The organism is Bradyrhizobium sp. B039 (assembly GCF_038965675.1).
GTDB lineage: Bacteria > Pseudomonadota > Alphaproteobacteria > Rhizobiales > Xanthobacteraceae > Bradyrhizobium > Bradyrhizobium diazoefficiens.
The window spans coordinates 8,440,292-8,453,795 of the sequence record NZ_CP152416.1 but is presented as its reverse complement, the minus strand read 5'-3'; the positions used below and the strand labels follow the sequence as shown (position 1 = coordinate 8,453,795).

15 protein-coding genes and 1 tRNA gene are annotated in these 13,504 nt (G+C 67.1%); 9 read left to right on the top strand and 7 right to left on the bottom strand.

What is annotated here, in order from left to right:
- The first annotated feature begins 71 nt into the window (after window positions 1–71).
- Together AAFG50_RS39920 and AAFG50_RS39915 are read left to right on the top strand one after the other, a co-directional pair.
- Window positions 72–1,124, top strand: coding sequence for a hypothetical protein (locus tag AAFG50_RS39920; protein WP_271556994.1), 1,053 nt, complete (start codon window positions 72–74; stop codon window positions 1,122–1,124).
- Between the two features lie 347 nt (window positions 1,125–1,471).
- Window positions 1,472–2,917: an MATE family efflux transporter gene (locus AAFG50_RS39915; RefSeq protein ID WP_028172747.1), complete on the top strand. Its 1,446-nt coding sequence runs from the start codon at window positions 1,472–1,474 to the stop codon at window positions 2,915–2,917.
- Here the strand turns inward: AAFG50_RS39915 and AAFG50_RS39910 are convergent.
- From AAFG50_RS39910 to AAFG50_RS39885, 6 genes are all read right to left on the bottom strand, one after another.
- Window positions 2,914–3,414, bottom strand: a complete 501-nt coding sequence (locus tag AAFG50_RS39910) for a hypothetical protein (protein ID WP_028172748.1) — start codon at window positions 3,412–3,414, stop codon at window positions 2,914–2,916. The genes AAFG50_RS39915 and AAFG50_RS39910 overlap by 4 nt on opposite strands.
- A gap of 113 nt (window positions 3,415–3,527) precedes the next feature.
- Complete coding sequence (locus AAFG50_RS39905; protein ID WP_028172749.1) at window positions 3,528–3,929, bottom strand: SRPBCC family protein; 402 nt, start codon at window positions 3,927–3,929, stop codon at window positions 3,528–3,530.
- Window positions 3,930–4,053: 124 nt separating this feature from the next.
- Entirely contained in the window at window positions 4,054–4,413 is a 360-nt protein-coding gene (locus tag AAFG50_RS39900; RefSeq protein WP_028172750.1) for a VOC family protein, read from the bottom strand.
- Between the two features lie 103 nt (window positions 4,414–4,516).
- Complete coding sequence (locus tag AAFG50_RS39895) at window positions 4,517–4,876, bottom strand: hypothetical protein (RefSeq protein WP_039186574.1); 360 nt, start codon at window positions 4,874–4,876, stop codon at window positions 4,517–4,519.
- A 130-nt stretch (window positions 4,877–5,006) separates the two neighbouring features.
- Window positions 5,007–5,846 (bottom strand): AraC family transcriptional regulator, encoded by an 840-nt coding sequence (locus AAFG50_RS39890; protein WP_028172751.1) that lies wholly within the window; start codon window positions 5,844–5,846, stop codon window positions 5,007–5,009.
- 10 nt (window positions 5,847–5,856) lie between these two features.
- A complete protein-coding gene (locus tag AAFG50_RS39885; protein ID WP_028172752.1) occupies window positions 5,857–6,435 on the bottom strand; it encodes a methylated-DNA--[protein]-cysteine S-methyltransferase in 579 nt (192 codons plus the stop codon).
- A gap of 172 nt (window positions 6,436–6,607) precedes the next feature.
- On the opposite strand from AAFG50_RS39885, the gene AAFG50_RS39880 reads away from it, so the two are divergent.
- Window positions 6,608–6,681, top strand: a tRNA-Gly gene (locus tag AAFG50_RS39880).
- A gap of 89 nt (window positions 6,682–6,770) precedes the next feature.
- Here the strand turns inward: AAFG50_RS39880 and AAFG50_RS39875 are convergent.
- Complete coding sequence (locus tag AAFG50_RS39875) at window positions 6,771–7,763, bottom strand: alpha/beta hydrolase (RefSeq protein ID WP_028172788.1); 993 nt, start codon at window positions 7,761–7,763, stop codon at window positions 6,771–6,773.
- Between the two features lie 175 nt (window positions 7,764–7,938).
- On the opposite strand from AAFG50_RS39875, the gene AAFG50_RS39870 reads away from it, so the two are divergent.
- From AAFG50_RS39870 to xylA, 6 genes are all read left to right on the top strand, one after another.
- Window positions 7,939–8,520 (top strand): XRE family transcriptional regulator, encoded by a 582-nt coding sequence (locus AAFG50_RS39870; RefSeq protein WP_028172789.1) that lies wholly within the window; start codon window positions 7,939–7,941, stop codon window positions 8,518–8,520.
- Window positions 8,520–9,032 carry a GNAT family N-acetyltransferase gene (locus AAFG50_RS39865; RefSeq protein ID WP_162185887.1) on the top strand — a complete coding sequence of 171 codons (513 nt, stop codon included), beginning with the start codon at window positions 8,520–8,522 and terminating at the stop codon, window positions 9,030–9,032. The genes AAFG50_RS39870 and AAFG50_RS39865 overlap by 1 nt, the downstream gene beginning before the upstream one ends.
- A gap of 2 nt (window positions 9,033–9,034) precedes the next feature.
- Entirely contained in the window at window positions 9,035–9,499 is a 465-nt protein-coding gene (locus tag AAFG50_RS39860; RefSeq protein ID WP_028172791.1) for a GNAT family N-acetyltransferase, read from the top strand.
- 101 nt (window positions 9,500–9,600) lie between these two features.
- The gene (locus AAFG50_RS39855; RefSeq protein ID WP_028172792.1) at window positions 9,601–10,644 is read left to right on the top strand and encodes a LacI family DNA-binding transcriptional regulator; all 1,044 of its coding nucleotides are present in this window, start codon (window positions 9,601–9,603) and stop codon (window positions 10,642–10,644) included.
- 77 nt (window positions 10,645–10,721) lie between these two features.
- Window positions 10,722–12,176: a xylulokinase gene (gene xylB / locus AAFG50_RS39850; protein WP_028172793.1), complete on the top strand. Its 1,455-nt coding sequence runs from the start codon at window positions 10,722–10,724 to the stop codon at window positions 12,174–12,176.
- Window positions 12,177–13,499, top strand: a complete 1,323-nt coding sequence (gene xylA, locus AAFG50_RS39845; protein WP_028172794.1) for a xylose isomerase — start codon at window positions 12,177–12,179, stop codon at window positions 13,497–13,499.
- Window positions 13,500–13,504 lie beyond the last annotated feature (5 nt).

Genomic DNA, 13,504 nt, shown 5'->3' with positions numbered 1-13,504 from the left:
GAGTCTGTGGCTGGTTGCGCCGCCCCAGCCGCGATGACACACTCCCGTAAAACAACAAGCCGGGAGCGAACATGACCGCCGCAGCTGACTCCGCGCAGGAAGCCCAATGGAAGCGCTGGCGCGCGGTCGCCGATCTCTATCACGCCTATTTCACCGGCCTTATCCTCACCGTCGTCACGCGGCGCGGCACCGCGGATGCCGCGGAGTTCGTCTTCCGCGTGTTCCGCCGTCAGCAGCAGGAGCGCTTCCTGCCGGGGCTGGAAAAGCTCGGGCTCAGCCATCTGCCGCCGGCGGTCGCGGCTGCGCAATATCACTACCTCTCCAACTGGATCGGCGGCGTGCATGTCGAATACATGTATGAGAGCGACGTCAAGGCCTGGATCCGCTATCCGCCGCCGCGCTGGATCTGGAAGGGCACCGCGATCTGCGGCGTGCCGGGCGAAGTCTCACGCGCGATGCTGCGCGGCTGGCACGCCAATAACGGGGTTGCGCTCGGAGATCTTCGCCTCGGCTTCGTCTGCACCAAGCAGAGCGTCGACGGCCAGGACGGGCTCGAAGGCTATTATCATCAATACGACCATCCGCTCGAACTCGACCAGCGCCTGGTGTTCGCGCGGCATCTGGAAGCGCCGCCGTTCGATGCGAAGACCGCGCCGGCGCTGCCGGTCGCGAGCTGGCCGAAACCGCGGCTTGAAAAAGCCTATCGCAACTATGCGATGGAATATGTCCGCACCGCCGCGCCCGTGATGGTGCAGCTGTTCGGCCCGGAAGACGCCGGCTATCTGCTGCATCTCACCGGCAAGCTGATCGGGATGCAGTATTTCGACGAGGTAGCGGCCGCACTCGCGACGAGCCGCGGCGGCGCGAGGGAATTCGCATCGTTCCTGAACGCGCTGTTCGCTGCCCAGGACGACAATGCTGAGATGACGCAGTCCGAAGGCACCTTCGAAATCCGCCAGCAGAGCTGGAAGCTGATGGACGACGTCGCTGATTGTCACCGCGCCTGCGCCAAGGTGCTGGAGGGATTGTTCGAGGGATTGGCTGCCGGCTGCGGCCGGCATATCGGCATCCGCATGCGCCCGGCCGCAGGCGGCCGTCCGCCGCTGGTCTGGACGATTGGGTGACGAGAACGGCGCGGCCACTTCGCCTCTCCCCGCGTGCGGGGAGAGGCCGGATTGCATCGAAGATGCAATCCGGGTGAGGGGGACTCTCCGCGAGTCCAACTCGCATCGTTTTCGCGGACGCGGCCCCTCACCCCAACCCTCTCCCCGTAAGAACGGGGAGAGGGAGACGAGAGACCGCAATTCCACGGGCTGAAATGCGCTGCCGCAGGGCACGCCTGCATCAGGCGCAGGAGGAATCGGCAATTGCCGTGCTAACAAGCTTCTCGCTGCGCCTTCTGCGCGAAGAAATTCATTGGCACATCTAGTCATTGCCGCGCCGCAAATGGCGCTCGTGCCCGGGAGAGGACATGTCCGACATCGCCGAAATCCCGGTCGATGAACAAGAGCGCCCGCTGCCGCCGCCTCCGCGGCCGGTGAGGAGCGCGCTGATGGACGGACCGATCCTGCGCACGCTGCTCGGGCTTGCCTGGCCGAACGTGATCGCGCTCTCGGCCGGCACCTGCACGGTGATCGCGGAGACCTCCTATATCGGCCGGCTCGGCGTCGAGGCGCTGGCCGCGATGGCGCTGGTGTTTCCGACCGTGATCCTGACCATGACGATGTCGGGCGGCGCGATGGGCGGTGCGGTGGCCTCCGCCATCGCACGCGCGCTCGGCGCCGGCGATCGCGAGCGCGCCGGCACGCTCGCCGCGCATGCGCTGCTGATCGGCGTCACGTTCGGTCTCGTCTTCATGCTGGGCATGCTGATCTTCGGGCCCAAGGTGCTCGAGATGCTCGGCGGCCGCGGCGATGTGCTGACGCACGCGATCGCCTACACGCAGGTGTTTTTCGGCGGCGCCGTGCTGCCCTGGCTGCTCAACACCATGGCGGGCGTGCTGCGCGGCACAGGCAATATGAGGCTGCCCTCGTTCCTGATCCTCAACTCCGCGGCCTGGCAGATCGTGCTCGGCGGCACGCTGGGTCTCGGGCTCGGACCGGTACCGCAGTTCGGCATGCGCGGCGTCGCGGCCGGCGCGCTGATCGCCTATTGCATGAACATCGGCGTCATGGGCTGGTACCTGTTCTCAGGCCGCGCGCGCGTCGTCCCGAAGCTGCGCGGCCTCCGCATCCAATGGGCGATGTTCTTCGACATCCTGAAGGTCGGCGCCATCGCCTGCTTCTCGCCGCTGCAATCGGTGCTGACGATCTCGATCTTCACCCACATGCTGGCGAAGTTCGGTACCGCGATCCTCGCCGGCTACGGCATCGGTGCGCGGCTCGAATTCCTGCTGACCTCGATCGCGTTCTCGTTCGGCATCGCCTCGGTGCCGATGGTCGGCATGGCCGTCGGCGCCGGCCGCATCGCGCGCGCCCGGCGCATTGCCTGGATCGCGGGTGCGAGCGCCTTCGTCGCCGTCGGTGCGCCGGCGTGCCTGGTCGCGCTCTTCCCCGATCTCTGGGTCAACATCTTCACCGACAGCGCGACCGTCCGCGCGGCCAGTCACCAATATCTGTCGACGGTGGCGCCGTTCTACGCCTTCATCGGCCTTGCCTCGACGATGTATTTCTCCTCGCAAGGCGCGGCCAAGGTGATCGGCCCGGTGCTGGCGCAGACCGCGCGGCTGATCTACATCTCGGCGACCGGCTGGTGGCTGTCGACACATGAGGTGACCGCGCAGAGCTTCTTCTGGCTGGCCGCGAGCTCGATGGTCGTGCTCGGCCTGCTGTCGTGCTCCAGCGTGGTGCTGACGCGCTGGGGACCGCGCAAGAGCAAGCCCGCGATCAGGCCGGCTCTCTCAGGCGTCGCGGACTAGCGATGCCTGTGGCGGCGATGGCCGCCACCACCGCCGACATTGGCGAGCCGCATCAGCTGCGGGATCATCGCCATCATGTCGCCGCCACTGGTGCCGCCGAGCATGCCCATGATGTCGCCGCCGCCCATGCCCGTTGGCATGTAGCCGCCACCGCCCATCGGGGTGTAGCCGCCATAATTGGGCGCACCAAAGCCGCCGCCGAGATTGCTGCCGCCGAGGCCACCGCCGCCCATCATGCCGCCGAAGCCGCCACCACCATTCTCCATCATGCGGCTCATCATCGGGCCCATGGTCTGCATCAGCATGGCGAAGCGGCGCTTGCCCATCTTCGCCTTCATCATCTCCAGCATCGGCGCCATCTGGGTCATCATGTCCTCGCCGCCGGCGCCTCCGCCGCCACCGAAGCCCGCGAGCTGCGCCTCCGCCGGCGTGCTCGCGACCGAGAACAGCAGCAGCACGGCGGCCGCCTGGCAGATCACCTTGTCCGCACCTCTCATGGCATGCTCCTCGCGTGCGTGGCTTCGCCGGAAGAGCGGAGCCAACCGGACGCACGCAGCCATGGTTACGGCCGAGGAGGCGAGGGCTCTGTGAGAAAAGTCACAGAGGTCAGTCAGGCGGCCGCGGCTGGAAACGCCTTGTGCATGGCGGCGACGGCTTCCTTCGTCTGCCCCTGGACATACGGCGCAAGCTCGTTCGGCAGCATGTCGATGATCCAGACCAGGCGGCACCGCGCATCGCCCTCGGCGATCACCTGCACCGAGGCGCTGTAGTGCTTCAGCCGCTCGTTGTTGATGGCATAGACGAGGCGCTGCCGCGCATCATTGCAATCGACCAGCACCTCGCGCGCGACGGAGCCGTTGGCGAAGGTGACGATGCGTGCATCGCCATCGAGCGTGCAGGCCGTGACGAAGCCCGGCACCAGCCGCTGATGCAGCGCGCCGAAATCGCGCACCGCGTCCCAGACCTCGCGCGCAGGGGCGTTGAGGGGAATGTCGTTGTGGATGGAGGCCATGAAGGTGTCCTTGGTTGAAGGGGTCGTAGGGTGGGCAAAGGCGCGCTCTTCGCGCGCCGTGCCTACCATTCATCGGCACCGTCGCACGTGGCACCCTACGAATGCTCGTGCGTGGGGCGCTTGCTCACACGCAAACCGCCTCGACATTGTTGCCGTCCGGATCGATCAGAAACGCCGCATAATAGGTCGGGCTGTAGTCCTTGCGCGGGCCCGCGCCGCCATTGTCGCGTCCGCCGCTCTTGAGCCCCTCGCTGTGGAACGCCTTGACCGCGTCATGATTCCCGGCGCGAAACGCGATATGCGCGCCGTCGGCCTTCCGCCCCTTGTTCAGGTGCAGCCACAGCGCCGGCGCGCCCTTCGGCCCGAAGCCGGCATAGCCGTCGCCGCTCGAGCACAGGACGTAGCCGAGCGGCGCCAGCACCGCGGTGTAGAAGCGCGTGGCGGCATCGAGATCGGCTACGCGAAGTCCGATGTGGTCGTACATGTTCGTCTCCATTGCAAAGCGCGCCGCGCGTGGCGCACGCCGGAGACGAACCTAGTCAATTGAAGGCAAGCCGCTCTTGGAGAATCTTGCGCATCTCGCCCGGCTAGTTCGCCGGTGCCTCCGCCTGCCAGCGGACCACCCGTTTCAGGTGATAGACCTGCACCCACATGTTCGTTCCAATCACGCTGATCGTCGCGACGATCAGGGCTGTGAGCTTCTGCGGTGCATGAAGGGCGAGGACGAGCAGGAACATGGAAAGGGCCGCCGTGACGCCGAAGCTGAACCAGAGCCCAACGAGGCGTGGTGCAAACCAGGCCGGCTGACCGTCGGTGTCCCACTGCATCGGAATCCTGCGCGAGCTGATCTGGCGGCCGTAATAGACGGCACAGCCCGCGATGAAGGCGAGGCCGACGACAAGCGCGATCAGCGTGGTCGCAATCACGTCAATCGAGGTCCTGTCCATTTGCCGGCTCGCCGCCTTGAAGGAGCGCCAAATCGCCCTTCGGTTGTAATACCGCGCGGGGTACCGCAAGTGCCAGTGCATCGCACCCGTCTGGTCAACAGACTGTTACTGGCGAAGCGGCCCGTGTGTCTCAGTTGAGGACGAGTCGTTCCCCGAAGATCCTGCGCTCGCCCTTCGACGCCTGCCGGAACTTCGTCGGCGACACGCCGGCGGCGCGATGGAAGGTGCGGACGAAATTGGAGAGATCGCCGAAGCCGACGTCATAGGCGACGTCGGTGACCGCGATGTCGTCCTCGGAGAGCAGGCGCGCGGCGTGCCGCAGCCGCGAGCGCACCAGATATTGATGCGGGGTGACGCCGAGCACGGCCGAGAACAGCCGCAGGAAATGGAACGGGCTCAGTCCCGCGTGCCGCGCGGCCTGTTCGAGGTCGACCTCGGCATGCGAGTTGGCGTCGATCCACAGCGCGGCTTCGACGGCGCGGCGGCGGTCGCGTGCGGTGGGCGTGGCCGGCTTGCGCGCCTTGCCGGAGACGACATCGACGAAACGGCCGGCGAGGATCTGGCCGATCTCGTCGAGGCCCAGATCGCTGTTGCCATCTGCCGCCGTCTGGGCGAGCTCGCCCAGCACCATCAGCTTGGGCAACGGCGGTGTCGCGCCGACCTTCCAGATCTCGTGCCGTCCCCCGAGGGCATCGACCAGGTCCTCGCTGAAGAAGAAGCCCAGGCAGACGTCGCCGCTGACATGCTCATGCGTGCAGGTGTACTCCTCGCCGGGGGCGCCGACCAGAATCGAGCCTGCCACCAGTTCGAAGAAGCCGGCGCGGCAATGGCAGCCGAAGCTGCCGGAGCGGACATAGGCGATGGAATGCCCGGTGCGGCACTCCGCGAACGGCGTGTCGTCCGGCCCCGCATCGCAGCGGAACTCGGAGACCGTGATCGAGCGTGTCGTCAGCAGCGTGGTCGCATCCATGCGACCTTATCTAGGTGGGCGCCCGAGGCGGGGCAACGGGCAGCAACACCTCGAACAGCGTCTTGCTGGCGACGGGATGGGCACCCTCGAGCGCCAGCAGCCGCCGCTTGGAGATCACCCCGCCATAGGGCGAGAGACGGTCTGTGTAGTTGCCGGCCTCCAGCACCCGGTGGCAGGGCACGATCAGCATGTAGGGATTCTTCGCGACCGCCTGCGCCACCGAATGCGCCGCGCCGGAGGCCCCCAGCGCCTTGGCGATCTCGTGATAGGTGCGCGTCTCCCCGCGCGGGATAGTGCAGGTGTACTCGTAGACCCGCCGGTTGAAGCCGGGCACGCCGCCGGCATCCAGGCTGACGTCGGAAAAATCAGGATCGCTGCCCTGCAGCAGGCCCACGATGCCCTCGATCGCAAGCTCGGTATTCAGCGGAGGCTGCTGCTCGCGCGCCTCGGGATGGACCGCGAAGATCCGGCGGCGGGTGTCGATCTCCCGCGCCTCCGGCAATTGCACGGCCACCACGCCGGTGCTGCTCCAGATGATGCCGCAGCGCCCTATGGCCGTATCGAATATCGTATAGCCACGCCCCACCATGCACACGCCCCACTCAGTGCACGTATCCCCCAGACGCGAGATCATAACACCGCCACAATCCGGCGCACCCAAAATCTTGCCAGGACGTTAACAACCGTCCGGCCAGGTGCGCCAAACCGCTTGGCGAGACGCGCCGTCTCGGCTAATCAGGACGGGCGTGAGCAGCGCATCCGCGGGCGTAGTTCAATGGTAGAACGGCAGCTTCCCAAGCTGCATACGAGGGTTCGATTCCCTTCGCCCGCTCCATCCTGCTTCGCGCGAACGCGCTTCGCAGGATTTCCATTCTTCGGCAACGTGATGCAGGATGCCCTTCGAAGCTTTAGCGGAGAAGGGTGCTAACCTGGCAGGCTCCGCAAAAATTCGACGATCGCAGCATTCACGTCGGCCGGCCGTTCCTGCTGCGTCCAGTGTCCACAGCCCGGCAGGATCTTGATCTCGCGCAGCTGCGGCACGAATTGCTTCATGTTGGCGAGGTGCTCGGCGGCGCCGGGGAAGGCGATGACCATGTCGTGGTCGCCGGCGATGAAGAGCGAGGGCACCACCACCTTCACGCCCTCGAAGGCCCCCATCAGCTCCCAGTTGCGGTCGATGTTGCGGTAGTAGTTGAGCGGCCCGCGAAACCCGCTGCGGGCAAATTCGGCGCTGTAATAGTCGAGGTCGGTGGCGCTCAGCCACGACGGCAGCGGCACCTGCACCTTCGGCAACATGCCGTCCTTGCGGGAGACCATGCCGACGCCAACGGTTCTGCCGGCGCGCTCGGCGTTGGCGCGGATCGCCGCCGCCCCTTCGCCGGAACCGCCAAAGAGCATGGCGCCGAGCGTTGCGCGCGGATCCCGTTCGAACTCCGCTTCGGCGACCCCCGGCTCCTGGAAATACAGCTGGTAGAACTGCGCATCTGCCGTCTGCGGCATGACACTCGTCGGCCGCGCCTCGCTTCGCGGCCGATAGGGCACGCTGAGGATCGCGGCGGCGCGGAAGCGATCGGGCCGCAGGCGCGCCGTGTGCCAGGCGATCGTCGCGCCCCAGTCATGCCCGACGATGACGGCGTCCTTCACCTCGAAGGCGTCGAGTACGCCGACAAGATCGCCGACCATGTGGAGGATCGTGTACTGGTCGATCGCCTCGGGCCGGTCGCTCTTGCCGTAGCCGCGCATGTCGGGCGCGACCGCGTGGTAGCCGGCCGCCGCCAGCGCCTCGAGCTGATGCCGCCAGGAGTACCAGCCTTCCGGAAAGCCGTGGCAGAGCAGCACCATCGGCCCCTTGCCCTGCTCGGCGACGTTGAGGCTGATACCGTTGGCCTTGATCGTCCGTTGCGTTGGCTCGCCCATCTCGTCGCCTCCGGATCATTTGTGATTGGGGCGCATCCTAACCGACCCTACGAGCTCTGCGAAGATTCTAATATATTAGACTGCCGCTCACGGCGTTCGCCTCCGTCCGCGCTAAGCTCCCTCTCACCCTGATGGGTGGTGCGGTCTGTGGCCGGGCAATGTTCGGATGAAGACCATGGACCAGCAGAAACTCGACCGTGCGATCGGTCGTCGCTTGAAGACCCTGAGGACGCAGGCGGGCATGACGTTGAACGAACTTGCAGGCCGCTCCGGCGTCAGCCGGGCCATGATCGGGCGGGTGGAGCGGGCGCAGAGCAGTGCGACGGCGGCGCTGCTCAACAAGCTCTGCGCGGCGCTCGACGTCACGCTCAGCGACGTCGTCGCGCTCGCCGAGAAGCCGCCCGAGCGGCTGATGCGGCTTGCCGACCAGCCGCATTGGCGTGATCCCGACAGCGGCTACCGCAGGCGCCATGCCTCGCCGCCGGATGCGGCAAGCGGCATCGAGATCATCGTCGTCGACCTGCCGGCCGGCGCGCGCGTCTCCTACAGCCCCTGGGGCCGCAACGCCTTCACCCAGCAGCTGCTGATGCTTGAGGGGGCGGTGTGCGTGCATATCGACGCCAAGACGGTGCGCCTGCGCGAGGGCGACTGTCTCGATTTCGACGTGATGCGTGCGGTGACCTTCGAGAACGAAACCAGACAGGACGCGCGCTACGTCATCATCACGCGGCGCGGCACTTCTTACGGGAAAATGTGATGTCGCTGATCGTGCGGGACGCCACGCTGGAGGATGCCGAAGATATTTTGGCCATCTACAACCATGCCGCGATCAACACCACGGCGGTCTGGACCGACGGTCCGGTTGATCTCGAGTCGCGGCGCGCGTGGATCCGCGCGCGACGGGAAGCCGGCTATCCTGTTCTGGTCGCCATGAAGGGCAGGGATGTGGTTGGCTTCGCGTCCTTCGGCGATTTCCGTCCCTGGCCCGGCTATCGCCACACGGTCGAGAATTCCGTCTATGTCGACGAGCGGCATCATCGCGCGGGCGTCGGCCGCGGCCTGATGGTTGCGCTGATCGAGCGCGCCACGGCGCTGAACAAGCACACGATGGTCGCCGCGATCGAGGCCTCGAATTCCGCCTCGATCGCGCTGCACGCCTCGTTCGGCTTTGCCGAGGTTGGCCGTATGCCGGAGGTCGGCTGCAAGTTCGGCCGCTGGCTCGATATGGTCCTCATGCAGATGCGGCTTGCAAGCGGAGTGAGGCCGTGACGATGCAGATCCGTCCCGGCGACACTTTCGATCCGCGCGTCGTCGCGCTGCTCGATCATCACGTCACGGCGGCGCGGGCGCAGACCGCGCCGGGCAGCGCCCATGCGCTCGATCTGGCGGGCCTTCGCGCGAGTGACGTCGCGTTCTGGACCGGCTGGGACGGCGAGACGCTGGTCGTCACCGGCGCGCTGAAGACGCTTTCGGCCACCCATGGCGAGGTCAAGTCGATGCACACGCTGCAGACCACGCGGCGGCGCGGCTTTGGTCGCGAGATGCTCCGCCACATCATCAGTGAAGCCCGCGCGCGGGGCTTGACGCGGCTCAGCCTCGAGACCGGCTCGTGGGACTATTTCAAGCCGGCCCACGCGCTGTACCAGGCGCATGGCTTCGTCCTCTGCGGCCCGTTCGAGGGCTATGTCGAGGACCGCAACAGCCTGTTTCTGACGCTGGATCTGAGCGGCCGCTGAGCTCTCCGGCCGACTGCCGCAGTGCAACCGGGGGCCGAAAATTCTTTCACGCCCCTCAAAATGAGTTGCGTACCTCAAAAAACCTCTGCTAGCCTTCAGCCATGGCCGATACTCTCACCGCCGCCGCGCTGACGCTGAAGGACATCGCCCGCGAGGCGGGTGTCAGTCTCGCGACGGTGGATCGTGTGCTGCACAACCGGCCGGGGGTGCGGCCCGATACGGTCCGGCGCGTCAAGGCGGCGATCGAGCGCAACGCGTTCCAGCCGCACGTGGCCGCCGCAGAGCTCGCCCGCGGCCGCGCCCGCCGCTTTGCCTTCGTGATGCCGTTCGGGCCGAACCCATTCATGCAGCAGATCGAGGCCTATCTCGGCGAGATGTCGGCCTGGCTCTCGGCCCGCCGCCTCGGTGTCGAGATGGTCGCAACCGACGTGTTCGATCATTCCATGCTCGCAGCCTCGCTTGAGGCGCTGTCGGGCGATTACGACGGCGTCGCCGTGGTGGCGCTGGATCATCCCGGCGTCCGCGCCGCGATCAACGATCTCGTCGATGCCGGCACCAAGGTGGTGACGCTGGTCTCGGACGTGCCGTCGTCGCGCCGCCACCATTATGTCGGCATCGACAACATCGCGGCGGGGCGCACCGCCGGCGCGCTGGTCGGGCGGCTGGTCGGCGGGCGCTCCGGCAAGGTCGCGATCGTCGCGGGCTCGCAGGGCCTGCGCGACCATGCCGAGCGCATCTTCGGCTTCAATCAGGTGATGGCGGCGGAATTCCCTGGCCTCAGCGTGCTGCCGGTGCTGGAAGGGCGCGACGAGGACGAACGTTCGGAACAGGTTCTGGCCCGGCTGCTCGGCAGGCATGCTGACATTGTCGGCCTTTATAATGTCGGCGCCGGCACACAAGGTGTCGCCAAGGCGTTGAGCGATGCCGGCCGCGACAAGCAGGTGGAGTTCGTCGGGCACGACGTCACGGCGCTGACGCGCCGGCTGCTGTTGCAGGGCGTGATGGATGCCGCGATCTCGCAGAATCCGGGACATGAGGCGCGCGCCGCCGTGCGCGTGCTGCTCGCGCTCGCCCGTGGCGAGCCCATCCTGCACGAACAGGAGAAGATCAGGATCGACATCGTGATGCGGGACAATCTGCCTTAGCGGCAGCGGATCGAACGGCCCGTTGCGGGCAAGGCGACGCAAGATCGCACACGGCGACAGGCGAAAGGGAGGACGGCGTGTATCTCGGATTGGACATCGGCACGTCCGGTGTGAAGGCGGTGCTCGTGAACGATGCCGGCGCGGTTGTCGCGACGGCGGCGCGCGAGCTTGCGCTGTCGCATCCGGCGCCGCTGTGGTCCGAGCAGGATCCCGACACCTGGGTCGATGCGGCGACCGGTGCGGTCGATGATCTCGCATCGCGCCATCCGCGCGAAGTCGCGCGGGTCGCCGGCATCGGACTGTCCGGCCAGATGCATGGCGCGACGCTGCTCGGCGAGGATGGGCGGCCGCTGCGCCCCGCCATCCTCTGGAACGACGGCCGCTCGCAGGCCGAATGCGTCGCACTGGAGCGGCGCTGTCCGTCGCTGCACACGATCGCCGGCAATCTCGCGATGCCCGGCTTCACCGCGCCGAAGCTGCTCTGGGTCGCGCGGCATGAGCCAAAGATCTTCGCGCGTGTCGCAAAGGTGCTGCTGCCGAAGGCTTATGTCCGCTATCGGCTGACCGGCGAGATGGTCGAGGACATGTCGGACGCGGCCGGCACGCTGTGGCTCGATGTCGGCCAGCGCCGCTGGTCGGCGCTGCTGCTGCATGCGACCGGCCTCGATCTCCACCACATGCCGCGCCTCGTCGAGGGCAGCGCGGTGAGCGCGGTGCTCGCGCCGGAATTCGCGCAGCGCTGGGGCATGGCAAAGGATGTCGTGGTCGCGGGCGGCGCCGGCGATAACGCCGCCAGCGCGATCGGGCTTGGCGCGATCGCGCCCGGCGATGCGTTTTTGTCACTGGGAACGTCAGGTGTGATGTTCCGTGTCACCGACCGCTTTGCGCCGGCGCCGGCTTCAGCCGTGCATGCGTTCTGCCACGCGCTACCCGGCCTGTGGCACCAGATGGGGGTGATGCTGTCGGCGGCGGCCTCGCTCGCCTGGCTCGCGAGCGTGATGGAGACGCCGGCCGCCGCGCTGCTGGCGCCGCTCGGCGAGCGCGTCGATGGGCCGAGCCCGATAAGATTCCTGCCATATCTCGACGGCGAGCGCACGCCGCACAACGACGCCGCCGCCAGCGGCGCCTTCGTCGGTCTGCGCGGCGCGACCGGGCGCGGCCAGATCGTGCAGGCCGTGCTCGAAGGCGTCGCCTTTGCCGCGCGCGACAATCTGGCGGCACTGAGCGCGGCGAGCGGGCCGATCGTGGAAGTCGATCTCGTCGGCGGTGGCTCGCGCTCGCCGCTCTGGGCCCAGATCTGCGCCGACGTGCTCGGCATTACCGTCCACCGCGTCGAGGAAGGCGAGGTGGGTGCCGCGCTCGGCGCCGCGCGGCTCGGACGCCTTGCCGCCACCGGTGAAGATCCTGCTGAAGTTTGCACGCGCCCGCGCCGGCTTGCGAGTTTCGCACCCCGCGCATCCGTGACCGCCGCCTATGACGAGGCCTATCGCCGCTGGCGCGCGCTTTATCCCGCGTTGAAGGAGTCCGCTTAAGTGAACGTGTCAGCCAAATTCTTCGAGGAAAGCACGCCTGTCGCCTTCGCCGGCCAAGATGCCGGACAAGCGCCCGCCTTCCGCTGGTACGACAAGGACCGCCTCGTCCACGGCCGCCGGCTCGAGGATCACCTGCGCTTTGCGGTCTGCTACTGGCACTCCTTCTGCTGGCCGGGCGGCGATCCCTTCGGCGGCGAGACGTTCCTGCGGCCCTGGCATCGCGGCACCGACGCGATGGCGCAGGCACGGGCCAAGGCTGATGTCGCCTTCGAGCTGTTCCGGCTGCTGGACGTGCCCTTCTTCACCTTCCACGACGTCGATGCGGCGCCGGAGGGTGCTTCGCTCGCGGAGTCGGTCGCCAACCTCAACGCGATCGCCGATCTGTTCGAAGCGAAGATGACCTCGGCCAAAGTCCGGCTGCTCTGGGGCACCGCCAATCTGTTCACGCATCGCCGCTACATGGCGGGCGCCGCGACCAATCCGGACCCTGACATCTTCACCTATGCCGCCGGCCAGGTCCGCGCCGCGCTGGAGGTGACGCACCGGCTCGGCGGCCAGAACTACGTGCTGTGGGGCGGCCGCGAGGGCTACGAGACGCTGCTCAACACCGATCTCAAGCGCGAGCTCGACCAGCTCGGCCGCTTCATCTCGCTCGTCGTCGAGCACAAGCACAAGATCGGCTTCAAGGGCCCGATCCTGATCGAGCCGAAGCCGAAGGAGCCGACCAAGCATCAATATGATTTCGACGTCGCCACCTGTTACGGCTTCCTCGCGCGCTACGACCTGCTCAAGGACGTCAAGCTCAACATCGAGCAGAACCACGCCATTCTCGCCGGCCATTCCTTCCATCACGAGGTCGCGCTCGCCGAGGCGCTCGGTGTCTTCGGCTCGCTCGACGTCAACCGCGGCGACGATCTGCTCGGCTGGGACACCGACCAGTTCGCGATGAACGTGCCGGAGCTGGCGCTGGTGTTCCACGAGATACTGAACCGCGGCGGCTTCACGTCCGGCGGGCTCAATTTCGACGCCAAGATCCGGCGCCAGTCGATCGACCCCGACGATCTGATCCACGCCCATGTCGGCTCGATGGATGCCTGCGCGCGCGCCTTCCTTGCCGCCGCCGACATGCTTGATGCCGGCGCCCTCACCGCACCGCTCGACAAGCGCTACGAGGGATGGGCCGGCTCCGAGGGCCGCGCCATTCTCGGCGGCCAGCGCTCGCTCGCCGATCTCGCCGATCGTGCGCTCGGCCCCGGTTTCGACCCGCAGCCACGCTCGGGACGGCAGGAATATCTGGAATCCCTCGTCAACCGCTATGTCTGAGGAAG